General features: G+C 70.5%; 23 protein-coding genes. 10 read left to right on the top strand and 13 right to left on the bottom strand.

What is annotated here, in order from left to right; translation table 11 throughout:
- On the bottom strand, positions 1 to 198 hold a 198-nt coding region (locus tag D7X99_RS44695; RefSeq protein ID WP_368667782.1), incomplete at its 3' end, for a hypothetical protein.
- Positions 199 to 1,141: 943 nt separating this feature from the next.
- Positions 1,142 to 1,564 carry a peptide-methionine (R)-S-oxide reductase MsrB gene (gene msrB, locus D7X99_RS21765; protein WP_121779448.1) on the bottom strand — a complete coding sequence of 141 codons (423 nt, stop codon included), beginning with the start codon at positions 1,562 to 1,564 and terminating at the stop codon, positions 1,142 to 1,144.
- A gap of 215 nt (positions 1,565 to 1,779) precedes the next feature.
- Between msrB and D7X99_RS21770 the strand changes: the two genes are divergently transcribed.
- Positions 1,780 to 2,199: a CBS domain-containing protein gene (locus D7X99_RS21770; protein ID WP_120597900.1), complete on the top strand. Its 420-nt coding sequence runs from the start codon at positions 1,780 to 1,782 to the stop codon at positions 2,197 to 2,199.
- Between the two features lie 71 nt (positions 2,200 to 2,270).
- Here the strand turns inward: D7X99_RS21770 and thrS are convergent, their stop codons facing one another.
- Positions 2,271 to 3,473, bottom strand: a complete 1,203-nt coding sequence (thrS, locus tag D7X99_RS21775; RefSeq protein WP_121779449.1) for a threonine--tRNA ligase — start codon at positions 3,471 to 3,473, stop codon at positions 2,271 to 2,273.
- Between the two features lie 254 nt (positions 3,474 to 3,727).
- Positions 3,728 to 5,575: an OPT/YSL family transporter gene (locus tag D7X99_RS21780; protein ID WP_169828175.1), complete on the bottom strand. Its 1,848-nt coding sequence runs from the start codon at positions 5,573 to 5,575 to the stop codon at positions 3,728 to 3,730.
- Positions 5,576 to 5,698: 123 nt separating this feature from the next.
- On the opposite strand from D7X99_RS21780, the gene D7X99_RS21785 reads away from it, so the two are divergent.
- Complete coding sequence (locus tag D7X99_RS21785; RefSeq protein ID WP_121779450.1) at positions 5,699 to 7,291, top strand: MBL fold metallo-hydrolase; 1,593 nt, start codon at positions 5,699 to 5,701, stop codon at positions 7,289 to 7,291.
- Here D7X99_RS21785 and D7X99_RS21790 read toward each other — a convergent pair.
- Positions 7,246 to 8,238, bottom strand: coding sequence for a hypothetical protein (locus D7X99_RS21790; RefSeq protein WP_121779451.1), 993 nt, complete (start codon positions 8,236 to 8,238; stop codon positions 7,246 to 7,248). The genes D7X99_RS21785 and D7X99_RS21790 overlap by 46 nt on opposite strands.
- Positions 8,239 to 8,368: 130 nt before the next feature.
- The gene (locus D7X99_RS21795; protein ID WP_147476213.1) at positions 8,369 to 8,977 is read right to left on the bottom strand and encodes a hypothetical protein; all 609 of its coding nucleotides are present in this window, start codon (positions 8,975 to 8,977) and stop codon (positions 8,369 to 8,371) included.
- A 287-nt stretch (positions 8,978 to 9,264) separates the two neighbouring features.
- Between D7X99_RS21795 and D7X99_RS21800 the strand changes: the two genes are divergently transcribed.
- Together D7X99_RS21800 and D7X99_RS21805 are read left to right on the top strand one after the other, a co-directional pair.
- Positions 9,265 to 10,083 carry a methylase gene (locus D7X99_RS21800; protein WP_121779453.1) on the top strand — a complete coding sequence of 273 codons (819 nt, stop codon included), beginning with the start codon at positions 9,265 to 9,267 and terminating at the stop codon, positions 10,081 to 10,083.
- A gap of 303 nt (positions 10,084 to 10,386) precedes the next feature.
- Positions 10,387 to 11,706, top strand: a complete 1,320-nt coding sequence (locus D7X99_RS21805) for a carbamoyl-phosphate synthase (protein WP_169822047.1) — start codon at positions 10,387 to 10,389, stop codon at positions 11,704 to 11,706.
- A gap of 8 nt (positions 11,707 to 11,714) precedes the next feature.
- On the opposite strand, the gene D7X99_RS21810 is transcribed toward D7X99_RS21805, so the two are convergent.
- The 3 genes from D7X99_RS21810 to D7X99_RS42880 all read right to left on the bottom strand — a co-directional run bounded on the left by D7X99_RS21810 (position 11,715) and on the right by D7X99_RS42880 (position 14,469).
- Complete coding sequence (locus D7X99_RS21810) at positions 11,715 to 13,118, bottom strand: pyridoxal-dependent decarboxylase (RefSeq protein ID WP_233613592.1); 1,404 nt, start codon at positions 13,116 to 13,118, stop codon at positions 11,715 to 11,717.
- A 56-nt stretch (positions 13,119 to 13,174) separates the two neighbouring features.
- Complete coding sequence (locus D7X99_RS21815; protein WP_120598561.1) at positions 13,175 to 14,035, bottom strand: glycosyltransferase family 2 protein; 861 nt, start codon at positions 14,033 to 14,035, stop codon at positions 13,175 to 13,177.
- A 263-nt stretch (positions 14,036 to 14,298) separates the two neighbouring features.
- Positions 14,299 to 14,469 carry a hypothetical protein gene (locus D7X99_RS42880; RefSeq protein WP_158627046.1) on the bottom strand — a complete coding sequence of 57 codons (171 nt, stop codon included), beginning with the start codon at positions 14,467 to 14,469 and terminating at the stop codon, positions 14,299 to 14,301.
- A 176-nt stretch (positions 14,470 to 14,645) separates the two neighbouring features.
- Between D7X99_RS42880 and D7X99_RS21820 the strand changes: the two genes are divergently transcribed.
- Positions 14,646 to 15,458, top strand: coding sequence for an arginyltransferase (locus D7X99_RS21820; RefSeq protein ID WP_121779455.1), 813 nt, complete (start codon positions 14,646 to 14,648; stop codon positions 15,456 to 15,458).
- On the opposite strand, the gene D7X99_RS21825 is transcribed toward D7X99_RS21820, so the two are convergent.
- Positions 15,445 to 16,344 (bottom strand): alpha/beta hydrolase, encoded by a 900-nt coding sequence (locus D7X99_RS21825; protein WP_121779456.1) that lies wholly within the window; start codon positions 16,342 to 16,344, stop codon positions 15,445 to 15,447. The two genes, D7X99_RS21820 and D7X99_RS21825, sit on opposite strands and share 14 nt — an antisense overlap.
- A 443-nt stretch (positions 16,345 to 16,787) precedes the next feature.
- Here D7X99_RS21825 and D7X99_RS21830 point away from each other — a divergent pair, with 443 nt between their 5' ends.
- Both D7X99_RS21830 and D7X99_RS21835 read left to right on the top strand, forming a co-directional pair.
- Positions 16,788 to 17,891: a glycosyltransferase gene (locus D7X99_RS21830; RefSeq protein ID WP_233613593.1), complete on the top strand. Its 1,104-nt coding sequence runs from the start codon at positions 16,788 to 16,790 to the stop codon at positions 17,889 to 17,891.
- A gap of 60 nt (positions 17,892 to 17,951) precedes the next feature.
- Positions 17,952 to 19,634 carry a glutamine--tRNA ligase/YqeY domain fusion protein gene (locus tag D7X99_RS21835; protein WP_120578392.1) on the top strand — a complete coding sequence of 561 codons (1,683 nt, stop codon included), beginning with the start codon at positions 17,952 to 17,954 and terminating at the stop codon, positions 19,632 to 19,634.
- 69 nt (positions 19,635 to 19,703) lie between these two features.
- On the opposite strand, the gene D7X99_RS21840 is transcribed toward D7X99_RS21835, so the two are convergent.
- On the bottom strand, positions 19,704 to 20,189 hold the full coding sequence (locus D7X99_RS21840) for a GNAT family N-acetyltransferase (RefSeq protein ID WP_121779458.1): 486 nt from the start codon (positions 20,187 to 20,189) through the stop codon (positions 19,704 to 19,706).
- A gap of 113 nt (positions 20,190 to 20,302) precedes the next feature.
- Entirely contained in the window at positions 20,303 to 20,806 is a 504-nt protein-coding gene (locus tag D7X99_RS21845; protein WP_121779459.1) for a DUF3592 domain-containing protein, read from the bottom strand.
- 168 nt (positions 20,807 to 20,974) lie between these two features.
- On the opposite strand from D7X99_RS21845, the gene D7X99_RS21850 reads away from it, so the two are divergent.
- The gene (locus D7X99_RS21850) at positions 20,975 to 21,808 is read left to right on the top strand and encodes a 3'(2'),5'-bisphosphate nucleotidase CysQ (RefSeq protein ID WP_121779460.1); all 834 of its coding nucleotides are present in this window, start codon (positions 20,975 to 20,977) and stop codon (positions 21,806 to 21,808) included.
- Here D7X99_RS21850 and mug read toward each other — a convergent pair whose 3' ends face one another.
- Positions 21,809 to 22,309 (bottom strand): G/U mismatch-specific DNA glycosylase, encoded by a 501-nt coding sequence (gene mug, locus D7X99_RS21855; RefSeq protein ID WP_121779488.1) that lies wholly within the window; start codon positions 22,307 to 22,309, stop codon positions 21,809 to 21,811.
- Between the two features lie 195 nt (positions 22,310 to 22,504).
- Here mug and D7X99_RS21860 point away from each other — a divergent pair, with 195 nt between their 5' ends.
- Together D7X99_RS21860 and D7X99_RS21865 are read left to right on the top strand one after the other, a co-directional pair.
- Complete coding sequence (locus D7X99_RS21860; RefSeq protein WP_121779461.1) at positions 22,505 to 23,764, top strand: glycosyltransferase 87 family protein; 1,260 nt, start codon at positions 22,505 to 22,507, stop codon at positions 23,762 to 23,764.
- Between the two features lie 71 nt (positions 23,765 to 23,835).
- The gene (locus D7X99_RS21865) at positions 23,836 to 24,144 is read left to right on the top strand and encodes a hypothetical protein (protein ID WP_121779462.1); all 309 of its coding nucleotides are present in this window, start codon (positions 23,836 to 23,838) and stop codon (positions 24,142 to 24,144) included.
- The last annotated feature ends 1 nt before the right edge of the window (position 24,145 follow it).

A 24,145-nucleotide genomic window follows, 5' to 3' on the forward strand; every position in this document is an offset into this window, starting at 1 on the left:
GCGGAATTCGAATTGCTTCGGCATGCGGCGCGGGTGGCGGCGCGTCCCGGGCACGTGCTCCTCGTGCAGTCCCTGCAGCGGGCCTTCCTGGGAGGAGCCGCCCAACTGCTGCCGCTCATGGGCGGAGGGGCGCTGCGCGAGTGGGCCATCCGCGTGAGGGAAATCCTGCACGAGCGCGACGTGCAGGCACTTCAGCATGAGCTGCCAGCACTGCTGAAGGCGCGCGATGAGCGCGTGCTGAATGCATTCGCCCCCGCGCCCCAGGAACCTGCGTCCCCCGAGGCCCCATGCGCCCAAGAGGGCGCACCAGTCACTCATCAGAACGACGCTTTGGGGACACACCTCTGCATCGAGGAGGGGGACAGCGGTCGCTGTATGCCAACCACCGCACAGGACGAGAAGCTGGAGGCACACCTTGGCATCGAGGACGGTGCCGTCGGGGGCCTTACGTCAGCCATTGCGCAGGACGGGATGCTGGAGGCACGCCCCGGCATCGAGGAGGGGGCCGTCGGTCGCCCTACGTCAGCCACGGTGCAGGACGAGATGCTGGAGACACGCTTCAGCTTCGAGGAGCGTGACCTTGGCCGCCTGGCGTCATCCGTTGATCAGGACAATGCACTTGAGGAACGCCTCCTCGTGGATGCGGGTGGCCCCGGTTGCTGTGTCGCTTCAACCGCCGAGGCTCTTGGGGTTGCACCTCGCCCCGATGGAGAGTCCTTCCCCTTGGAGCCGGACCGTGGGGCGCTGTTGCCTTCATCCGCCCCAACGTTCGTGCCCTGTGGTCAGGGTGGAGAGTGCGTCCGAAGGAATGTGATGGACGCGGCCTTGGAAAGCCTGCCCGATTGTCGAACAGGTTTTGTCGCCGGGTCTCAGGAAGGGGCCGCCAGCAATCCGAGGCTCCACCCAGCGGCTTCTTCGGACTCATCCGCGTGGCGGTTCGCAAGGTGGGCGAGCCGCTTCGTGGACTCCAGGGCTCTTTGGGGCCGGTGGGCTGCTCGCCTCTGGGGTTCCATGGTTCGTTCACTGGGACCAGATGCTTCGTGAGCGACGACAGCCCGCTGCGTCCGCTGTCTCCTGAAGTTCGCGCATGCCATCTCCTAAGATGGCATGCGGAGGTGCCGACAAACTTCTGGCGACCTGATCAGGCTCGGACCAGATCGATGGGGCTGCCTTCGGGGACGTGCTTCATCGCCACGGAGTTCATGCAGTAGCGCAGCCCCGTGGGCGGCGGGCCGTCCGGGAACACGTGGCCCAGGTGGCCGTCGCAGCGCGCGCAGCGGACCTCGGTGCGAGTCATTCCGTGCGACACGTCGCGGATCTCCGTGACGGAGTCCTCCGACAGCGTCTGAGTGAAGGACGGCCAGCCCGTGCCGGACTCGAACTTCGTCCCGGCCTTGAACAGCGGGTTGTTGCAGCCCGCGCACACGTAGGTACCCGGCGTCTTGGTGCCGAGGAAACAGCCCGTCCCCGGGTACTCGGTGCCGTGCTGCCGCAGCACCTGGAATTCCTCGGGGGTGAGGCGCTTGCGCCACTCTTCGTTGGAAAGATTGAGCTTGTCCGCCATGGGTCCTCCTCCACGTTTCGGGCCTGGAGCCCGGAGCACGGCCTTGGATGCACCGTGGGCCTTTGCGTCGCACCCTATACCAGGCAGGCAGCGGGGCGGCCGGCCGCCTTGTTCTCTACCGCACGGCACGGCAGGCCTTGCGGACCAGGGCTTGGAGCACCGTGCTTCGGTTGTACTCCTTCCGGACGCGGTGCGCGCCACGAGGAGGCCTGCTGATGCGGATTTCAGAGCTGATGCACAGGGACGTGAAGACCATCGACGCGAATGAATGCCTGCGCTCCGCCGCCGAGCGGCTGGACAGCGCCAGCCTGGGCGCGCTGCCCGTCACGGAACATGGTCAGGTGGTGGGCCTGCTCACCGACTCGGAGCTCTCCCTGTGCTCCACCGTCCACGGGCACGACCCTGACGTCACCACCGTGCGGGAGGCGATGACGGCGCCGCTCGTCACCTGCTCGGAGGACGAGCCGCTGGAGGCCGGCGAGCGGCTGATGGAGGAGCACCACCTGAACCGCCTGGTGGTCGTGGACGCGGAACACCACGCGGTGGGGCTCCTCCGCCTGGACGACGTCGCCTCGGAGTCCCTCACGCTGCTGCGGCCTGGCGAGCCGCTGGAATACTTGAGCCTCTACTCCTGACCACAAGAAGGCCCGGCGCCCCCTTCGCGTACCGGAAGGGAGCACCGGGCCGGTGCCTCATGTGCTGACGCTCAGCCCGCCACGGCCGGCTGACACGCGGCGGACAGCCACGCCACCGCGTCATCCCAGGGCAGGTCGCGCTGGGAGCCGTCGCGCTGGCGCAGGCGGACGCCCTTCGACTCCACCTCGCGGCCACCCACCACCGCGAGGAACGGCACGCCGTCCTCGTGCGAGCCCAGGACCTTCTTCGACAGCGACTCGTCCCGCACGTCCGCCCGTGCGCGGCAGCCGGCCTGCCGCAGCCGCGCAGCCAGTGCTTCCGCGTACGCGGCGGCCCCCGCTCCCACGGAGGCCACCACCACCTGCTCGGGCGCGAGCCACGCCGGTAGCGCGCCCCCGTGGTGCTCCAGCAGCACGCCGATGAAGCGCTCCAGGCTGCCGAACAGCGCGCGGTGAAGCATCACCGGACGCAGGCGCTCTCCGGATGCGCCGACGTAGTGCAGGTCGAAGCGCTCCGGCAGCACCAGGTCCAGTTGGATCGTCCCGCACTGCCACGCACGGCCCAGCCGGTCCTTCAGCACGAACTCCAGCTTGGGCCCGTAGAAGGCGCCCTCGCCGGGCTGATCCTCGTACTGGAGGCCCGCCTGCTTCGCCGCGGACTGGAGCCACGCCTCCGCCTGGTCCCACAGCGCGTCACCGCCGGCGCGCATCGCCGGACGGCTGGAGAAGGCCACCTGCACGTCGTCGAAGCCGAAGCCCGCGTAGAACGCCTTGAGCGAGCGCACGAAGCGGACCACTTCCGCCTCCACCTGCTCCGCCGCGCAGAAGATGTGGCCGTCGTCCTGCGTGAACTGGCGCAGGCGGAACAGCCCGTGCAACGCGCCGCTGGGCTCGCTGCGGTGCACCAGCCCGAACTCCCCCAGGCGCAGGGGCAGGTCGCGGTGGCTGGGTGCCATGCGCTGGACGATCTGGATGTGGCCCGGGCAGCTCACCGGCTTCAACGCCAGCTGCCGGTCGCCTTCCACCATGCAGAACATGTTCTGGCGGAAGTTGTCCCAGTGGCCGCTCTGCTCCCAGAGTGGCTGGGCGCACAGCTGCGGCGTACGGACTTCGCGGTAGCCCTCTTCGAGCATGCGCTGGCGGACGTGGTCCTCCAGCAGCCGGTACAGCCTCAGTCCGCGCGGGTGCCAGAACACCATGCCCGGGGCCTCCTCCTGCATGTGGAAGAGGTCCAGACGCTGGCCCAGCGCGCGGTGGTCTTGTTCATCAAGCATTGTCGTCTCCGTGTGTCGGTCGGGATGAATCAGCCGGGGCCGGACACGGGGCGTGTGAGGTTGCACGGTCGCCCCGGCCGGAACTCGGCGGGGCGGGAAACCGTGCGCTCGTCAGGACACCGACACGCGCACAGCACCCACGCCCGCCGAAGCGGTAGTGGTCGTGGTCGCGGTGGTGTTGATGACGAGGTTCACGGGACAAGAAGTGCTCCCGCGCGCACGGAAAGTCAAGTCGTGCGCCGGGACAGGGTGCATCAGCCCAGGAGGGCCAGCAGGCCGGCGAGGCCCACGAAGAGGTAGAAGAGCGACTCGCCCGCGATGAGGCCTCCGCCCACCAGCGACATGGTGCTCATGTCCTCCGGCAGCACCGCCTCGCCGGGCGCGGGCTCGCGCCGGAAGCGCTTGGACACGGTGTTGAAGAGGGACGTGAGGATGCCACCCGCGCCGAACCAGAGGGTCGCCGGCAGCGCGATGAAGCCTCCGAACGCCGTCGCGTAGGGGCTGGCCAGCACCAGCGAGTCCATCGCCCAACCCACGCCGAACCCCGTGCGCGAACCCTGCACGTAGCGCAGCCAGGCGGGGTGGCGGCGGACCACCTTGCGGATGACCTCCAGCGTGAAGCCGATGGACAGGCCCACGAGCAGCGCCGTCACCTTGTGCGCCGACAGCGTGCCCAGGTCGCGGATGGCGCCCACGAACTTGTACGTCATCGCGGAGCCCCACTGGCCCACCTTCACGTCCGGGTGATCCAACTGGTTGACGGACAGCACCGGGTACGCGCCCATGAACACGCGCGCCAGCACCACGCACAGCACCGCGCCCATGAAGATGCCCAGCACCTGGTAGCGGAACTGCACCACGCGGTTGGTGCCCAGGCGCCACCCGGTGGAGCGGTCCTGCTGCATGTCGCAGCCCACCGACGTGGAGATGAGCAGGATGGAGGACGCCATCAGCCCCACCAGCGGATCCTTCAGGCCGAGCAGCGACATCAGCAGCACGGACATCACGAAGGCGCTGGAGATGGGGTTGTTGTCGCTGATGCCGTAGGCGATGCCGTTGATGAGCACGAACAAGAGCGACAGCGCGAGCCCGAAGATGATGAAGCCCGCGGGCTGGTGCAGCACCTGCGTGGCCACCACGACGACGGCCGCGCCCCAGCCCACCACCCAGGCGATGAGCCGGGGCACGTTGACCTTCTTCCACGCGGGCTCGGTGTCCGCGGGAGCCTGCGCGCGGCCCCGGATGCGGTCCACCGCCTGCACCGCGAGCAGCGCCAGGTCCACCAGCGCCGCGCCGCAGATCATCGCCAGCGAGATGAGGAAGCCGATCTTCCGGTACGGATCATTGGGCCCCAGCCACCCGATGCTCCGCAGATAGGGCGTGATGGCATAGCCGGTGATTCCCATGAGCATGGCGGGCACGGTGATGCGGCTGCCCACCACCATGCCGGCGCCCACCGTGGAGCTGCTCACGCTCAGCGCGGCGACCGCGGCCACCTTCTCCGTGAGCCACGCGGCCAGGATGCCCAGGCCGGTGCCGCCGCCCAGCTTCGCGATGGAGGCCTTGAGCAGGCGCTTGTCCGTGAGCGCTCGCAGGATGTTGGCCACCGCGTAGCCGGACGGGTAGTCCAACTGGAGCCGGTCCACGAGCAGCGGCGTGTAGAGCATGCCCACGCCCACGCCGAACATGCCCACGCACCCCACGAAGAGCATCAGCTGCCACGCGGGCGGCTGGGGCATGCCCAGCCACACCATGGATTGGATCAGCACGGACATGGCGCACAGCGAGGCCACCGACGCAGCCATCGTCTGCATGTAGTTGGCGCCGTGCTTGCCCTCCGCGCCGTAGCCGTAGGTGACGACGCTGCCGAGGATGCCGGACAGCACCTGACTGGCGACGAAGAAGCCCAGGCTGAAGTTCATGTACGACGCGGCCACGCCGCCCAGCGGGCCCAGGAAGAAGATGGCCACCGACGCGAGCAGCAGGTGGTACTTCCACGTGCCCACCGCGGGGAGGAAGCGGAAGCGCGGCGTAACGGCGTCGGGCACGGAGGGCAGGGAGACGGAAGGCTCCGGCGGGAGCGGCTCGGCGGGGTGGGCCATGGGTGCGCGGGAGGGTACCGGCCTCCATGGGGCGCCCACAACCCGAGAGGTCGCGGGCAGCCCGGCGGCCGGTTGCAAGCGCAATCCCTTGCGAAAGCCAGGGCGCCATGCGACGTCGCACGCATGCGACTCACCCTGCACCGCGGCGTCAGCCTGGCCGTCCTCGCCTCCGCCCGCACGGAGGCCGACCATCACGAGGACCTGGGGTGCAGCATCCAGGGGCCCACCGCTCGCCCCGTGCGCCGCGCGCAGGTGCCGCTGAAGCGCCACATCGCCGCGCTGGGCCGCGAGGGGGCACTGCGCGAAGCGGACGCGCTCATCCGCTGGCTGGAGGACACGCCCCGCTATGCCGCGCTCTGCCAGGGCACGAAGCGGCGCATGGGCCGGCGCGTGCTGCGCGAGGACGTCCTCTTCCCGGATCCGCTGCGCCACCGCCCGCGCGTGCTGCACCTGCGCCAGGACTCGCTGGGGCTGGACGTGCCGGTGCGCGCGAAGGACTGGCCCGTGGTGGCGGACCTGTTCGCGTCGCTCGCCCGCGGCGCGACCCGTGAAGAGCTGCGCGCGCTGGCCACCGTGCCCATCGTGGGCGAGCTGCTCGGCGACCTGTCGCAGGCCGGCTGGCTCGTGCGCCATGACGGGCCGGTGGACGTGCCGGGGCCGGGGGCCCTCTTCGTGGGGCACAACACGGTGCTGGTGTCGGGCAGGGAAGGGCGCGTGCTGGTGGACCCGTACTTCCGCCCCACGGGCGAGGCGGACCTGCCCGGCTACGGCGCGTTGCAGGCGTCGGACCTGGGCCGGGTGGACGCGGTGGTCATCACCCATTCACACGGGGACCACTTCCACCTGGGCTCGCTGCTGCCCCTGCCTCGGGACACGCGCATCTTCGTACCGGCGGTGGCGCGCGAAAGCCTCTTCTCCACGGACTGCGCGCTGCGGCTGAAGCAGCTGGGCTTCACGCATGTGGAGCCCCTTCGCTGGGGCGAGACGCGGCAGGTGGGCGACGTGACGGTGCACGCACTGCCCTTCCACGGCGAGCAGCCCACCGACGGCGAGGGGCCCCACCCGGACCTCTACAACGAGGGCAACACGTGGCTCGTGCGCTCGAAGGACTTCTCCGCCGCCTTCTTCGCGGACGCGGGGCATGACGTGCGCGGGGACATGGACGCGGTGTGCCGCCGCGTGCGCAAGCAGCAGGGGCCGGTGGACGTGCTCTTCTGCGGCGTGCGCGGCTTCCGGCTGCCGCCCATCTTCTTCGGCTTCACCACGCTGGATGCGTTCCTCGTCAACGTGCCGCGCGACGCGCTCACCACGCCGCAGCGCCTGATGGCGGGACCAGAGGAGGCGCTGCGCTACGGCGCGCTCCTGGGCGCGCGCTATGTGGTGCCCTGCGCGGACGGCGGCGCCCCCTGGTACTGGCGCGAGGGCATGGGCCCTCGCTACGCCGGCTATCCGGGCGAGCCCGTCGAGGGCGCGAGCAACATGGACGAGAACCCGGACGCGGATCCGTATCCGGAGCGGCTGGCCCAGGTGCGGAAGGAGCAGGGCGAGGGGCCGCAAGCGCTCCTCCTGCGGCCCGGCGAGGCCCTGCGCTGGCGAGGCGCGCGGAAGCCAGAGGTGCTGCGCACGCCGGGCTTCGAGTGGCCGTTCGGGGAATGGCGCGAGGCCGCGCCTCAGCCTCGCAGCACGTCGCGGACACGCCAGAGGGAGACGAGGTAGAGCACGCCCAGGGCCGCGAGGCAGACGATGCCCAGCGTGACGTACCCGCGGATGACGTTGCCGACGGTCCAGCCGTAGGTCTCCACCAGGGCGCTGGGGTCGCTCAGGCCCACGCCCTCGATGCGGCCGAAGGGGATGCGGTCCACGTTCGTGCGCGCCGCCCACCACTGCTCGAAGCCGTCCATGAACGCCGCCGCGCCCATGACGAGGAACCCCCAACGCAGCTGATGCCGGTGGAGATAGTGGCCCGGCGGCACGTAGAACGTGGCCATCAGCAGCGCCCCCAGCACCATCAGGCCCGCGTCGCCGCCGAAGAAGAAGAGGGCCTGGGCCTGGGTCTGGGTGAGCACGAACCTGCCCGTCCAATGCACCGCGAGGAGCCCCGCGCCCACACCCAGCCACGTCCACCGGCGGCGCTTCCAGCCCTGCCACACGAGCGCGCCCAACAGCCCCGACAGCACGAGCGTCATGAACGTCGAGCGCTCGTCCGACACGTGCGTCACCCACAGCGTGGGCGTGGCGCTGAAGCCGCAGAACCACGCGGTGACGGCGTGTCCCAACTCGTGCACCGGCATCGTGAAGAAGATGCGCAGGAGCCCGTGGAAGCCCGGCGAACGGATCGCGAGCCACGCGATGCCGAGCGCGACGGGCAGCACCGCCAGCCGCAGCCGTGCCTCCAGGCGGCCCTCGTCGCCGGTGTGCTCACCGTGGAAGGTGATGCCTTCCATGGCCGGGTCCGGAGAGGGCTGGGCCGCGACCAGAGGCGAGACGAACGTGGGGACGGTGTGGGCTTCCAGCGCCTCGCGCAGGGCGGCCCGCTGGTCCTCGGTCGCGCGCTGGGCTGCTTCCCGAGCCTCGCGGTCGCGCGCTTCGGCCTGCTGGGTGGCGGCGCGCACTTCCGCGCGCAGGTAGATGACGCCGCACGCCGGGCACTCGGGCCCCGCCACGCGGGGGGCGCCACAGCGGGGGCAGGTCGCGGACGGAGGGCTCACAGGCCCCGCACTCTAGGTGCGCCGCGGGCGGGACGAAAACCGCACCGCCGGGAACCCACGAGGCTCCCGGCGGCGGAACGCGGAACTAGAAGCCGTAGTAGCTGCTGTAGTCCGTGCCGAACAGGTCGATGACCGTGACGCCCCACGAGTGCACGATGACGACGATGATCGTCTTGCGGAAGCGCGTGAGGTTCCAGTCGTTGATGGTGTGCTGCTGGATGCCCACGCTCATCGGCGAGCCGTAGCGCGCGGACTTCACCGCCGAGGGGAAGGTCTCGATGACCGTCGCGCGCTGCGCGACCTCCTTGCCGTCCTTGTCGATGAGGCTGGCGATGGCCTTGTACTTGCCCACCTTGATGTCTTCCGCGTTGGCCCGGATGCTCACGCGGTAGTTGCCCGCGGGGATGCCCGCCTCCTCGGAGTCGATGTAGACGAAGGCCGCGTCCACGCCCTTCGCGTACTCCGTGGCGGGGACCTTGTCGAAGCCCGCGATGCTCGTCGCCACGACGGTGGCCTGCTCCGACGTGTGGGTGCCGATCTCCGCCTCGTCGATCGCCAGGCCCTGCTCCTTCGCGCTACGCGACAGCTCGCTCTTGAGCTCGGTGCAGGCGGCCGCGGCGGCCGACGCGTACTTGGACTCGCCCGCGAAGGCGGAGCCGGAGAGGAGGAGGGCGGCAACGAGGGAGGAGCGCATGAAGCTGGAAGTGATCATGGGGGACGGGGAACCAATCTCCAGGAGGGGACTGCGGTCGCGGATGCCACGGGACCTCGGCACCGGCGGCTCCCCTGTGCAGCGGTGATGCCAATCCCTCACTCGGCCGCGCATCCCCCGGCTCCAGAGGGAAGGCCTCCGGAGGTACCAAGGCTTGTGACAGAGGTTGTGACATGCCGTGTTACGGCGAGCGCCCGGCAATGACTGCCCGCGCTACAACCGGAGGGGAACCCTTGACGTCCCCGGCCCGGAGCGCCCATGTCGTGCCCATGGCTCAGGAGCTGGACACCCGCACCCGGGGGAGGACCACGCGTGGGCGTCTGCGCGCGCTGGACGCGTACCTCCGCCAGTTCGAGGCCCCGTCGCTCACGCGTGACGACGGTCCCTGGGCCCGCGCCGTCTTCGTGGACGTGGGCTTCGGTGAACACCCGTGGACCACGCTGGAGAGCGCCACCGCCTTCCGCGCGCTGAACCCGGAGCTGGCCGTGGTGGGCGTGGAGCTGGACCCCGAGCGCGCCACGGCCGCCGCGAGAGACCACGCGGATGCGCGCACCCACTTCCGCGAGGGCGGCTTCGCGCTCCCGCTGACACCGGACGAACCGGCCCGCCTGGTGCGCGCCATGAACCTCCTGCGCCAGGGCCCGCCGGAGCGTATCCCGGAGGCCCACCGCGCGATGTCGCGGCACCTGCTGCCCGGCGGGCTGCTCGTGGAGGGCTCTTCCGACACGGACGGCGCGGTGCTGGTGGCCCACCTGCTGCGGCGGACGCCGGACGCGGAAGCCCCCACGCGTGAAGGACTCCTCTTCCACACCGACTTCTCCCGGGGCTTCGCGCCGCTGCTCCTGCGCGACTGGCTGCCCCGCGACCTGCGCCGCCGCGTCCGCCCTGGCGACCCCATGCACGCCTTCTTCCAGGCGTGGGAGGCGGCATGGAAGGCCGCGCGCGCGGAAGGCCACACCGCGCCCGCGGACGCCTTCGCCGAGTCCGCCGTGCGCCTCGCGAGCATGACCCCTGGGGTCGCCACCGACGCGTGGCTCCTGACCCGGGGTTGTCTGCGCTGGAGCCCGCCCGGCGGCACTCCGGCGTGAGCCCGGTCACTCCTTGGGGGTGCAATCATGCGGGGGCCGGTCCCAAGTACCGCCGGAAAAGGTATTCTGTCGGGAATTGAGCTTCCGGCGGCCCCCCGACTCGCCAGAGGCAGACGGCTCGACATGAACAGGCACCTTCTGACGCTTCTCGCCGCGGGGCTGATGGCAAGCACCTCGTCCGCCGCCGGCCCGTCGACCTCCGAGCTCGGGCGGGGGCGTCACGCGCAGCGTCCCCACCGCCAATCCCGCCGTTCCTCCGCGCGCCCGCGCCGCGAGGGCGACCCCGTGAAACTGGAGCATGAGATGGAAGAGGCCGCCTACTCCGATGAGGCCCCCGCGGCCGCCATCGCGACCCGGCCCCCCGCGTTGCTGTTCTCCGCCAACTTCTACGGCACCCTGGCCGCCGCCCGTTGTCTGGGCCGCCACGGCGTGGACGTGACGGTGGCGGACACCGGCCGGTTGGGGCCGGCCAGCTACTCGCGCTTCGTCAGCCGCCGCGTGCAGTGCCCGCCGGAGTCCCAGCCGGAGGCCTTCCTCCAGTGGCTGGTGGACTTCGGCCTGCGCGAGCCCGTCAAGCACGTGCTCTACCCGACGAGCGACGAGCTGGCGTGGCTCATCTCCGCGCACCGCTCCAAGCTGGAGGACCTCTTCCACCTCTACGACCCGGGCGTGGACGCGGTGTACGGGCTGCTCAACAAGCGCCGCCTCTACGAAGTGGGCACGGAGGTGGGCCTGCACCTGCCGCGCACCTGGTTCCCCCAGTCGGAAGCGGACCTGGAGCAGGTGCGCCGCGAGGCGAGCTTCCCGGTGCTGCTCAAGCCCACCACGCAGATCCTCCACGCCACGCACCGCAAGGGCCAGCCGGTGGCCTCTCCGGACGACCTGGCGCGCGAGTACCGCGAGTTCGCGCGGGACACCTACGCGCCCATGCTCGTGAAGTTCGACCCGGCCGTGGTGAACCCCATGGTGCAGGAGTTCCACCCGGAGGCCGCCGAGGGCATCTACAGCCTCTCCGGCTTCGTGGATGAGTCCGGCGAGCTCTTCGAGGCCCGCGCCGCGATGAAGGTCCTCCAGCGCCCGCGCCGCCTGGGCGTGGGCGTCTGCTTCGAGTCCTCGCCGCTGCGCCCGGACCTGGTCGCGGGCCTCACCCGGCTGTGCAAGAAGCTGGGCTACCACGGCGTCTTCGAGGTGGAGTTCATCCAGACGAAGGACTCGTACCTCCTCATCGACTTCAACCCGCGCTTCTACGGGCAGATGGGCTTCGACATCGCGCGGGGGCTACCCCTGCCGCTGCTCGCGTACCACGCGGCCACCGGAGACCGGGACGCGCTCAAGCGCGCGGTGGAGGACGCGCGCGACGCCAGCGCCGCGCACGAGGACGCGGTGTTCTGCAACCGCATCGCGCTGGAGATGCTGCTCAACCTCCAGCGGCTGTCCGGCGCGCTGCCGGCCGACGAGGCCCGGCAGTGGCGGCAGTGGTTCAACACCCACAAGGCGACGGCGGTGGATCCGCTCATCGACCGGGACGACATGATGCCCGCGGCGGTGGAGCTGGCCACCATCTCCTATGGGGCCGCGCGCCACCCCCGCGCCTTCCTGCGAATGATGGTCTTCAACCGCTGAAAGGGCCGTCAGCCCGCGGCGCGAGGGGCCGCGGGGACCGGATCATCGAAGGTGATCAGGTCCTCGTGCGTCTCCGCCCGGCGCAGCCTGCGCACCTTCCCGTCCTCCACGGCCACGATGCCCGGCTGCGGGAAGGAGAAGGACGTGCCGAAGGGCACGAAGTACGCGCCCGCGTCCATGATGGCCAGCGTGTCGCCCACCTTCAGCTCCGGCAGCCGCACCGCGTGGTACAGCGTGTCCGCCGGGGTGCAGACGGGGCCCACCACCGTGTACGCCCGGTGCGCGGGCGCGGCCGGCTGCTCGACGTGGAAGAGCTGGTGGTACTCGTTGCGCACGCATTCGGCGTGGTTGATGCCCATGTCGAGCGCCGCCCACGTCCGCTCGCCGCCGTCCTTGAGCGCGTGCACGCGGCCCAGGAGCAGCTGCGTGTTGCCCGTCATCGCGCGGCCCGGCTCCAGGAAGATGCGCGGGCGCTTGCGGCCCTGCTTCGCGTAGTGCGCCTCCACCTGGGACACCACCTTCGCCACGTACTGCTCGATGGAGAGCGCCGCCGCGAAGTCCGGCGCGGGCAGGTCGCGCTGGAAGGTGAGGTTGAGCCGCCAGTCCCGCTGCTCGATGTGCTCCACCGTCGGCGTGCAGAGGCTGCCGCCCAGGTCCAGCACCTCCAGTTCCAATCCCAGCTCGCGGTGCAGCTCGTCCGCGAAGTCCAGCACCGCGCCGACGAAGCCCTCCAGCTCCGCTTCCGTGCGGATGAGCTCGCCCCGGTGCGCGTGCAGGCCCACCACGTCCAGGTTGCCGTAGGACATCGCCTGCCGGTACGCCGCCAGCGCCTGGCCTCCCACGATGGGCGTGCCGAACTGCGAGTTCCAGCCCGACATCGTCGTCACCCGCACGGCCACGCGCGGGCGCTTGCCCAGTTCCGCCGCGTGGCGTGAGAAGACGTCCATCTCCTCGCGGTGGTTCGCGGCCAGGAGGCCGAGGCCCCGGGAGATGGACTCGCGGATGGACGCCTCCGACTTCACCGGGCCGTTGTAGACGATGCGCTCCGGCGCCACGCCCAGCTTGAGCGCGAGCCACAGCTCATAGGCGGAAATCACTTCCGCGCCCACGCCGCGCGCGTGCAGCGCGGACAGCACGCCCGGCACGGGGTTGGTCTTGTACGAGTAGTACACCTCGCAGCCGGCCGCCGCGCCCGGGGGCACCGCCTGGAACGCGTCCGCGTTGCGGTGCAGCGCCGCCATGTGCACCACGTGCAGTGGCGAGCCGTACTCAGTGGCCAGCTGGGACAGCGACACGCCCTCCAGGAAGAGGCCCTGGCCGGCGCGCGACTCCAGGCCCCACGTCTCCGGGGGGAGGAAGGCGCGGGCGGGGGCCATCGCGCGCTGCACGACGGGCCCCAGGGTCTGCTTCAACTGGCGCTTTGCGGTTCCAACGAGACGACGACGCAGGCTCACGGTGTGGGGCCCTTTCAGGAAACGCCAGGCAGCTTGAGGGGGAGGAAGCGCGTGAGGCCGAAGCGGTCCTTCAGCGCGCGCGTGGCCAGCTGCAGCAACCGGTACTCCAACTCGCCGTGCTCGCGCCGGTACTTATTGTGGATGATGGCGTTGGACTCCGCCACGGACTTCTCCACCTTCGCGCCCGTCTTGCCCAGGTCGTTCATCAGCGACGGCTTGCCCACCCGGTAGTTGAGGATGGGCCGGTTCACGTAGACGTGGCCGTAGCGGCGGATGCCGCGCATGTAGAAGTCCACGTCCTCGTAGACGGGGATGTTCGGATCGAACCCGCCCAGGGGCTGGAAGTACTCGCGGCGCACCATGCACGCGGAGTTCACGTACAGCGTGCCCAGGAACAGGATGTGCGCCACCGTCCACGCGCTGTTGGGCGTGGTGGCCCCCACCTGCGCCACGCGCTCGAAGTAGGTGCTCTTGTCCTCCAGCCACTCGGGGTCCTCGCTGAAGGGCACCACCCAGCCCACCGCCACGCCCGCGTCCGGCCGCGCGTCCAGCGCCGACACCATCGACTTGAGCGCCCCTTCGGCGAGCATGTCGTCATCGTCCAGGAAGTGCAGGTAGCGGCCCTTCGCCAGCGTGGCGCCGTGGTTGCGCACCAGCGCGGGGCGCCCCTTGGATGGCACCTCCTGCTTGAAGTAGCGCACGCGGGCATCGCCAATGCCCTGCACCGCGTCCCGGGCCGTGCCCTCCGCGGAGTCATCCAGGACGATGACCTCCACCTGGACGCCTTCTTGACGCAGCGCGGAGTGGATGGCCTCCACCACGTCCTTCTCGCGCTTGTACGTGGGCATCACCACCGAGACGTCGACTGATGACATAGGCCCCGGTTTATACCGGGGGCGCCCCACGACTGAGAAGCGAACCGGGCCCCTCCGCACGTGGGGCATTCCGCCACCCGGGGGCATTGCGCCCCGGCCCCTGTGTCCGGTGTTACCCGCCCGCTGTCCGGGGAAGCGAACGTGGGAGGCGGTCTCGCGTTTTCTCGGAAGTTTCTACGGCCCCGTCAGGGGGGCGGACCGGACAAAATGACAGTCGGATCGCGACAGGGTTGCCACACCGTGGCTCGCTGGCCACGGGTTTTTCAGTAGCTGGCGACGGCGAAATCGAACGCGTCCAGGTCGTCCACGACGTCGGCTCCGGCGGCGGAGTGGAAGGCGTCGTCCTCCTCGAAGAAGGCGTCGCCCGAGAGGGGGCCGTCGGCCTCCTCGGGTTCCAGCGGCAGCCATCCGGGATGCAGTTCCTCGCGGGCCATGTGCGTTCGTCCTCTTCCGCAAGCGGTACGGCGTAAGCCGGTGACTTGCAGTCGGTGTGCCACTTCTGGATACGAAACGGCCTTCATAAACGGGTCGTTTCCGACGAAAGGTGGGTCGCCGGACGGGCAGGCATGGCTTGACGCCGGAGCCTGGGGCCGACAGGAAGGGAACACCGATGGCCGTCCTGCTGGCACATGAAATCGAGAATCCGCGCCCGTGCAGCTACCTGCCGGAGCGGGAGGCGTCCCTGGAGACGCTGCTGATGCGCAACGTGACGGCGCAGGAGTACGAGCACCTGCTGGTGCGCGGGTGGCGCCGCTTCGGTCCTCAGTACTTCCGGCCCGCCTGCGCGTCGTGCCACGAGTGCGTGTCCCTGCGCGTGCCGGTGGAGGGCTTCACGCCCAACCGCAGCCAGCGCCGGGCCCGCGCCGCGTGCGCGCACCTGCGCGTGGAGGTGGGCCCGCCGCGCGTGGACGAGGAGCGCCTGGCGCTGTACCGCGCGTGGCACGCGGACCGTGAGTCGTCCCGCGACTGGGAGTCGTCCGAGCTGGGGGCGCGCGAGTACTCATTCCAGTTCGCCTTCCCGCACCCGTCCGCGCGCGAGGTGGCCTGGTACGACGACAGCGACCCCGCGGGCCCGAAGCTGGTGGGCCTGGGCCTGTGCGACGAGACACCGCACGCGTGGAGCGCGGTGTACTTCTTCTACGACCCGGCCTACGCGCGGCTGTCCCTGGGCAAGGCGAGCGTGCTGTTCCAGGTGGAGCTGGCGCGCGAGCGGGGCATCCCCTACGTGTACCTGGGCTACCGCGTGCTGGCGTGCGATTCGCTGCGCTACAAGGCCGGCTTCCGCCCGCATGAGCTGCTGGAGGGCCGCCCCGCGCTGGACGCGCCCCCCGAGTGGCGTGTCGCGGCTGACGCGCAAGAGACCGCGGCGGACGCGCCCGCGCCGGAGCTGGTGGGCCCGGAAGCGGTGCTCAGGAACCGCTGAGCAGCGCCGCGTCGAAGAAGCCGCGCAGGCGGTTCGCGTACTCCTCCGGTGCCTTCTTCGCGTACTCGCCATGGTGCGCGCCGGGCACCACCCAGTAGGACTTGGGTTCGCACGCGGCCTGGAAGAGCGCGTCCTGGAGGAACGCGGGCGCGTACTCGTCGACGTCGCCGTTGATCAACAGCAGCGGCCTGCCCTTCAAGTCACACAGGCGCTTCATGGGGTCCACCGCGTCCACGTCCACGCCGGACAGGCGCAGGGTCCAGAGCACCGGCTGCACGCTCAGCGGCCCCCACTTGCCGTAGCTGTAGCGCGTGTCCGCCTCCAGCGACGGGTAGGCGCCCGCGGCGGCCACCGCCTTGAGGCGCTCGTCATCGAGGGCCTCAAGCATCGCGGTGGTGCCGCCCATGGAGAAGCCCAGCACGCCCAGGCGGGATGGATCCACGTCGTCGCGGTGCGAGACGAAGTCCACCGCCGCGCGCAGATCCTCGCGCTCGCGGTCGCCCCAGGTCACCAGGTCGCCCTCGCTCTCGCCGTGGCCGCGCGAGTCGAAGAGCAGCACGCCGTAGCCCGCGCGTGAGAGCACCTCCGCCTCGAAGAGCATCTGCGTGCGGTTCTCCGCGAAGCCGTGCATCACCACCACCGCCGCGCGGTTGCGCGACGGCACGTACCAGCCCCGCAGCGTCAGGCCGTCCCGCGTGTGCAACACCACGTCCGTGCGCTCCTCGAGCGCGCCCTCCGCCACCGGCTTCAACGGTTGGCGCGCGGGGTGCAATACCTCGTGTGCGGTGCGGACGTTGCGGTACGCGATGACGGCCGCCACCGCGAGCACGCCCACGAGGGCGAGCGCGATGAAACGGGCGGGATGGAGGCGGATGGGTCTTTTCACGAGGATGAATTGTGAGCCTATACCCGGAATCCCGTTCCTGGCAGGCCCCCGGGCTCGTTGAGTCCCCAAGCGGTGAACCCCGTCCCCTGACGCGTCCGGCGCCTCTTGACGCGTCAGTGCGGGAACCCGCCCGGCAGGGCGCCATGCGGGTGTTTCAACGATTTATCAGGGGGCCACTGGAGGCCGCTGTCTCGAAATGGCGTGGGAGGATCCACCGGAAAGACGGTGTGCAATTGTCTCCTGGGTGGCGGCGCCGGGTGACCTTCGCTACCTATCGCAAGGTGCGTGGGCTAATGATCAACGACCCACTCCCGAGGTGGGCTCGCCGGACACCCGTACCCCATACGGGAGGTCAGAAAATCGTTTCTTACCGGGAATCCCAGACATTGGAACTGCAGGCGCGGCAAGAGATGGCGGTCCCGGCCCCTGGGCGGCGGCGCGTCTTGTTCACGCTCGTCTTCATGGGGACGGGGGGCATCGAGCGCTCCGTGTGCAACGTGTTGGCGGGTCTGGACCGGGAGCGATTCGATCCCTCGCTGTTCTTCCACCATGGGCCGCCGCCGCCGGACACGCGTGGACGCATCCCCGCGGACGTGCCCATCTCCTGGGGCGTGGGCGTGGAGCGCTACCGGCGCTGGGAGCTGCCGCGGATGCTCTGGCGGCTTTTCCAGGAAGCGCGCAAGGCGGACATCATCGTCTCCGGGCAGGAGGGCAGGGCGGCCCTGCTGGCGCGGATGGCGGGAGCCCTGCTGGGCAAGCCGGTGTTGGGGATGGTGCACTTCGACTGGGGCGCCTTCCACCGCGAGCAGCCGAAGCGTCAGCTCTGGGGGTTGAAGGTGCTCTACCCGGGCATGGACCGCATCGTGGCGTGTGGCTACGACTCCGCGAAGGCGTTCGCGGAGCTGGTGAACGTGGACCGCGAGCGGATGGAGGTCATCCCCAACTTCGTCGACGCGGCCCGCATCCGTGCCGCGGCGGACGCTCCCCTGCCCGCGTGGGCGGTGCCGGTGTTCAAGAAGCCGGTGGTCATCGCGGTGGGAAGGCTGGAGCCGCAGAAGTCCTTCGACATGCTCATCCGCGCGCACGCCCGGATGAAGGCGGCCGGGACGGACACGAACCTGCTCGTCCTGGGAGTGGGCTCGCTGGAGGCGGAGCTCAAGGCGCTGGTCGCGGAACTGGGCGTGGGGGACTCCGTGTTCATGCCGGGCTACGCGGACAACCCGCACGCGCTGATGCGGCGGGCCACGGCGTTCGCCCTGTCCTCGCGCTTCGAGGGCCTGCCCATGGTGCTGCTGGAGGCGCTCGCGCTGGGCTGCCCCATCGTCAGCACGGATTGCCCCTCGGGCCCCTCGGAGGCCCTGGACGGGGGGCGGGCGGGGGTGCTGGTGCCCATGGGGGACGACGCGGCCATGGCCCATGCCCTGGGGCGGGTGGTGTCGGACGCGAAGTGGCGGGACGGGCTGCGCCAGCGGGCCCTGGACCGGGCGGACGAGTTGTCCGCTGAACGGGCGCTCAAGGCCTGGGAGTCGCTGCTGGCGGAGGTCTGACGCGGGGGGGCAGGAAAACCTTGCTCCCCTGGTTCTGCTTCCCAGAGGATTCGCCCCATCATGACGACGACGAACGAGACGCAGGGCCTCAACTTCCTCCAGGAAGTCGTTGAGGAGGACCGGCGGACGGGAAAGCACGGCGGACGCGTGCACACCCGCTTCCCTCCCGAGCCCAACGGCTACCTCCACATCGGCCACGCCAAAGCCATCGTGCTGAACTTCGGGCTGGCGCAGCAGTATGGCGGCAAGTGCAACCTGCGCCTCGACGACACCAACCCGCTCACCGAGGACACGGACTACGTGGAGTCCATCCAGCGCGACGTGCGCTGGCTCGGGTTCGACTGGGACGACCGGCGCTTCTTCGCGTCCGACTACTTCGACCGGCTCTACGCCTTCGCGGAGCAGCTGATTTCGCAGGGCCAGGCCTACGTGTGCAGCCTGTCGCCGGAGGAGATCTCCCAGTACCGCGGCAACTTCACCACGCCGGGCAAGGACAGCCCGTACCGCACGCGCACGGTGGAGGAGAACCTGGACCTGTTCCGCCGGATGAAGGCGGGCGAGTTCCCGGACGGCAAGCACACGCTGCGCGCGAAAATCGACATGACGTCGTCGAACCCCGTGCTGCGCGACCCGCCCATCTACCGCATCCGGCACGCGCACCACCACCGCACGGGCGACACGTGGTGCATCTACCCGCTCTACGACTTCGCGCACTGTCTGTCGGACGCCATCGAGGGCATCACGCACTCCGTCTGTACGCTGGAGTTCGAGAACCGCCGCGTGCTGTACGACTGGATCGTCGACGCGCTGATCAAAGGCGACCGGCCCAACCAGTACGAGTTCGCGCGGCTGAACCTCACCTACGCGGTGATGAGCAAGCGCAAGCTGCTCCAGATGGTGCAGGAGAAGCGCGTCTCCGGCTGGGATGATCCGCGCATGCTGACCATCAGCGGCCTGCGTCGCCGGGGCTACACGCCCGCGTCGCTGCGCGACTTCGCGAAGCGCATTGGCGTGAGCAAGTCCGACAGCCTCATCGACATGGGCGTGCTGGAGCTGTCCATCCGGGACGACCTCAACGAGACGGCGCCGCGCGCCATGGCCGTCCTGCGTCCGCTCAAGGTGGTGCTGGAGAACTACCCGGAGGGCCAGACGGAGGAGCTGGAGACGGCGAATCACCCGAAGCGCGAGGACATGGGCACGCGCAAGGTGCCGTTCATGCGCGAGCTCTACATCGAGGCGGACGACTTCCAGGAGGTGCCGGAGAAGGGCTTCTTCCGCCTGGCGCCGGGCAAGGAGGTGCGCCTGCGCTCCGCGTACTTCATCAAGTGCGAGAAGGTCATCAAGGACGCGGCGGGCAACATCACGGAGCTGCGCTGCACGTATGACCCGGCCACGCGCGGTGGCGACTCGCCGGACGGCCGCAAGGTGAAGGGCACGCTGCACTGGGTGCCGGGCAACGCGCCCGTGGCGCAGGTGCGGCTGTTCGACCGGCTCTTCTCGGTGGAGGCGCCGGACAAGGACGAGACGAAGGACTTCAAGGAGTTCCTCAACCCGAACAGCCTGGAGACCCTCACCGGCGCGCGCGTGGAGCCGATGCTCGCGGACGCGAAGCCGGGCGACCGCTTCCAGTTCGAGCGCCTGGGCTACTTCTGCGCGGACGCGGTGGACTCCAAGCCGGGCGCGCCGGTGTTCAACCGCACGGTGACGCTCAAGGACTCGTGGGTGAAGGAGCAGAAGAAGTAGGGCGCTCCTTCCCGCGCCGCTGAATCAACACGGAGCCCCGGGTGGAAGCACCCGGGGCTTCGTCGTTTCTCATGGGGACGGCGTCTCGCGGGTCATCTCCACCATGGTGGGACGCCAGCCCAGCCGCGCGAACAGGCGTTGCGCGGCTTCGTTCTTCGCGGCGGTGTGGAGCACCACGCGCGGCGCGCCCATCTCCGTGAGCCGCTGCACCATGGCCTCCGCGAGCAGCCGGCCGGTGCCGGTGCCGCGCGCCTTCGCCTCCACCCAGAGGTCGTGCAGGGCGCCGCACTTGTCGAGGAGCATGTTCCAGTCCACGCCCTCCAGCCGGCCGTAGCAGTAGCCGACCACTTCGCCGTCCAGCTCGGCCACGAGCACCACGGCCTCCTGCGGACGGCGCGCCTCCTTGCCCAGCCACCAGCGGTAGCCGGACTCCACGTCGTCCGGGACCATGAAGCGCTGCGGGTCGAAGCCGTGGTGCTGGCGCGCGAGCGCCGCGCCCATGCGACCCAGCGCGGGCGCGTCCGGGTCCTTCGCGGGGCGGATGGTGACGGGCATGCGTTCTCCAGGAAGCGGGTGTCCGCTCCAGGTTGCGCATCGTGGGCCGCGTCTGTCGAAGCCTTCTGGCGGAAAGTGCTCAGCTGGCCACGCGGAAGGGGGCCCGGCGTCGCCTAACGGGCCTTCGCGCGCATCTGGGGGACGACGCGCTTGCCCTCGCGCAGGGTGGAGCGGGCCATCTCCACCAGGCCCCAGCCGGCCACGAGGGCGAACACCGCGCCTCCCAGCGTCAGCAGGTAGTTCACGAGGCCCGTGTCTCCGCACTGGAGGCACGCCACGGACGGGTCCGCCGGCTCGTAGTGCAGCGTCACCGGGGCGCCGGCCGCGTAGTGGCGCGACACCGCCTGCGCATCCGCGAGCCCGCCCGCGCCGTGGCCGTCGAAGGCCACCGTGTCGGAGGTGTACAGGACGCCGTTCACCTCGTAGCGGTAGCTCACCTCCGGGCGGAAGCTCACCGCGCGCTTGCTGCGCAGCGTCTCCACGCGGGAGCTCACCACGGTGCCCTGCACGGTGGGCCAGTCCTTGCTCACCTTCGAGCGGTACACCATCCGGCCGCCCGCGAACGCCAGCGCCACGCCGATGCCCAGCAGGGCCAGCCCCATCAGCCACTTCATCATCGTCCGAGTCCTTGCTTGCCTCCCGCCGCGCTGCCCGGGGCGAGGAAGGCGAATCCGCCTCGGAAGTGCAGTCCCCGGGCCAGGGCCGCTACCCCTGAGGGAGGGAGCCGCGAGGCGGGGCAGATTTCCCCACGGGGGCAATTCGCCCCGGTAGACTCACGGGCCTCCATGTCCGCACTCGCTCAAGAGCTTGAAGTGGCCCGGCGCATCGCCCGCCAGGCTGGTGACATCCTCCTGCAGGTCTACGCCACGGACTTCTCCGTCACGGACAAGGCCGGCGGCGCCGGGCCCGTCACGGTGGCGGACGAGCGCGCCAACGCCTTCATCGTGGGCGAGCTGCGCAAGGCCTTCCCGAGCGACGGCGTGGTGGCGGAGGAGAAGGAGGATGTCTCCGACGCCAGGCGCTTCAGCCGCTGCTGGTTCGTGGATCCGCTCGACGGCACGCAGGAGTTCGTGAACCGCAACGGCGAGTTCGCCATCCACATCGGCCTCGCCGTGGAGGGCCGGGCGGCGCTGGGCGTCGTCTACCGCGCGGTGGGGGACGTCCTCTACTCCGGCGTCGTGGGCGAGCAGGGCTACGTGGAGGACCCGCAGGGCCGCCGCGCGCTGCGCGTGTCGGACGTGGCGGACCCGGCGCAGCTGCGGCTCGTGGTGTCGCGCTCGCACCGCTCGAAGACGACGGACGCGGTGGTGCAGCGGCTGGGCATCACGAAGGAGCGGGAGTCCGGTTCGGTGGGGCTCAAGTGCGGCCTGCTGGCGGAGGCCCACTGCGACCTCTACGTGCACGTGAGCGACAAGAGCTACCGCTGGGACAACTGCGCGCCGGAGGCCGTCATCCGCTCCGCGGGCGGCGTGCTCACGGACCTGGCGGGCGACGCGTACCTGTACGACGGCTCCGAGCTCCAGAACCGCCGGGGCCTGCTCGCGTGCAACGCCGCCGCCTTCGACAAGGTGCTGCCCGTGGCTGCACAGGTGGCCCGCGAGGCCGGCCTGCTGAAGTAGTCAGCGCGTCTCGACCGCGCGGCGCAGCTCGCCGTATAGCCGCGCGAGGTCCGGGAGCTGGTAGCTGGCGTTGAGCCCGCTGGGATTGGGCAGCACCCACAGCCGCGTGTCGCCCAGCGTCTCCTCCTGCGGTCCGAACCTCGCCTTCGGCCGCGAGAAGGCGGTGCGGTACGCGCCGAGCCCCAGCACCGCGAGGTACTTCGGACGGTAGCGCTTCACCTTGCGCGCCAGTGACTTCGCGCCTTCCGCGTAGTCCTCCGCGCCCAGCTGGTCCGCGCTCGCCGTGGCCCGGTCCACCACGTTGGTGATGCCCAGGCCCAGCGCCAGCAGCTCCTCCTGTTCCGCCGGCTTCAGGAGGCGCGGGGTGAAGCCCGCCGCGTGCAGTGAAGGCCAGAAGCGGTTGCCCGGCCGCGCGAAGTGCACGCCCACCACCGCCGAATAGAGGCTGGGGTTGATGCCGCAGAAGAGCACGCGCAGGTCCGGAGCCAGCAGGTCCGGCATGGTGCGGCCGGTGGCGGCGAACAGCTCGTCCTTCGTGGGGCGGTGGAGCTTCATGGAGTGGGCAACCCAGGCCGGAACCTAGCGGGTCGGGTGCCGCCTCGCACGTCCATGCGCCTGGGCGTGTGCCGGGCAGGGAAGGGGACGAATGCCATTCCTGGCGACAACGCCCGGTCCTCGGGGGCAGAGTGACGCTTCGTGTCCGCATCGACATCGTCCGAGCCCTCGCGGCTGACGCACAGGCACTGGCTCGCGCTCGCGGTGGCCGTATTGCCGTTGGCGCTCTACGCGTTCTCCCCTCGCGAGGGTGACCTGCCGCTGTACTTCCGGACGGCCCGCGCGTTCCTGGATGGCGCGGTCCCCAACCGCGACTTCCGCTTCGAATACCCGCCCTACGCGCTCCTGTGGTTCGTGCCCGCGACGTGGGCGGGCGGCGACCTGCGCGGCTTCATCCTCGCGTTCGGCCTCCAGCTCACGCTCATCGACGCCTTCATCAAGTGGCTGCTGCTGTCCGAGGGGGTTCGCCGGTGGGGCACGGCCCGGCGCGCGTGGGTGCCGTTCGCGGCGTACTCCGTCGTCAGCTGGCTCCAGAGCGTCCACTACCTCAAGCGCTACGACCTCATCCCCGCCGCGCTCGCGCTGGCCGCGTTGGTGGTCCTGATGCGCAGGCGCGAAGGCTGGGCGGGCGCGTTGCTCGCGGTGGGCACCGTCACCAAGCTGTACCCGGCCGTGCTCGTGCCGCTGGCCCTTGTCGTGTGCAGGCGTCGGGGCGCGAAGCCGACGCGGGCCCTGCTCACCGGCCTCATCGCGGGCGTGTTGCCGCTGGTGCCCCTGAGCTTCGTGTGGCCGTGGTGGCGGTTCGCGGCCTTCCACGTCGAGCGGGGGCTCCAGGTGGAGGCCTTCAGCGCGGGCCTGCTCTGGGCCGCGCACCTGATGGGCTTCGCCCACGTCCAGTGGGTCCACGCCCCCGCCGCCTATGAGCTGCACGGCGCGGCCGCCGAAATGGTTCGCGCTGTCACCCGGCAGGTGTGGGTCGCGGGCCTGCTGCTGGCCGTGGCGGTGTCCGTGCGCGCCGCCTGGCGCAGGGCTCCGGTGCACATCGAGGACGGGGCCCGGCTGACGCTGGTGCCGCTCGTGGCCTTCGTCATCCTCAACCCGGTGCTGAGCCCGCAGTACCTCATCTGGCTCACCGGAGCCGCCGCGCTCGCGCTGCTCTCCGGACCGGTGGCCCCGTCCGCCGTGCTGCTGGTGGCCGCCGCCATCACCCGCGGGCTCTTCGCGGGCAGCACCTACAACACGGGCTGGCAGCCGTCATTCACGCTGCTGCTCCTCGCGCGCAACGGGATGGTGCTCTTCGCGGGGCTCGCCTGGGCCCGCGAGGCATGGCGGTGGGGATGCCCTGTCGCCACGGCGCTTCAGGAGACGAAGGACGCACCCGCGCCGACACCGCTCCCCTGAAGCCCGGTTGCCTGCTCAGCGTGGGCCGGAGCACCGCTGCGAAGCCGGGCGCTCGTGGTTACAGGGGAGGCATGGCCCGTCCGGTGAACGTCAACGCCCTGCTGCCCATCGAGGTGGAGTTCCAGCGCGAGCGCGCCTCCGGGTTGCGCCGCTCCGGCGACAAGCTGGAGGGCGCCCTCGCCCTGGTGGCCCAGGCGGAGAAGGAGCTGCGTGCCCTGCATGGCCTGTCGCGCATGGAGCGCTACGCGGCGTACCGCGTGCTCTGGAAGGAAGCGGAGCGGCTGCGCTGGAACCTCACCGTGCAGCGCGAGGCCTGTGGCCTGCGCAACCACAGCGACCTGGACCTCATCTACCCGTTGCCGCCCCTGCTGAGGGAGTGAC

This window comes from Corallococcus sp. AB032C, from assembly GCF_003668935.1.
GTDB classification, from domain to species: domain Bacteria; phylum Myxococcota; class Myxococcia; order Myxococcales; family Myxococcaceae; genus Corallococcus; species Corallococcus exiguus.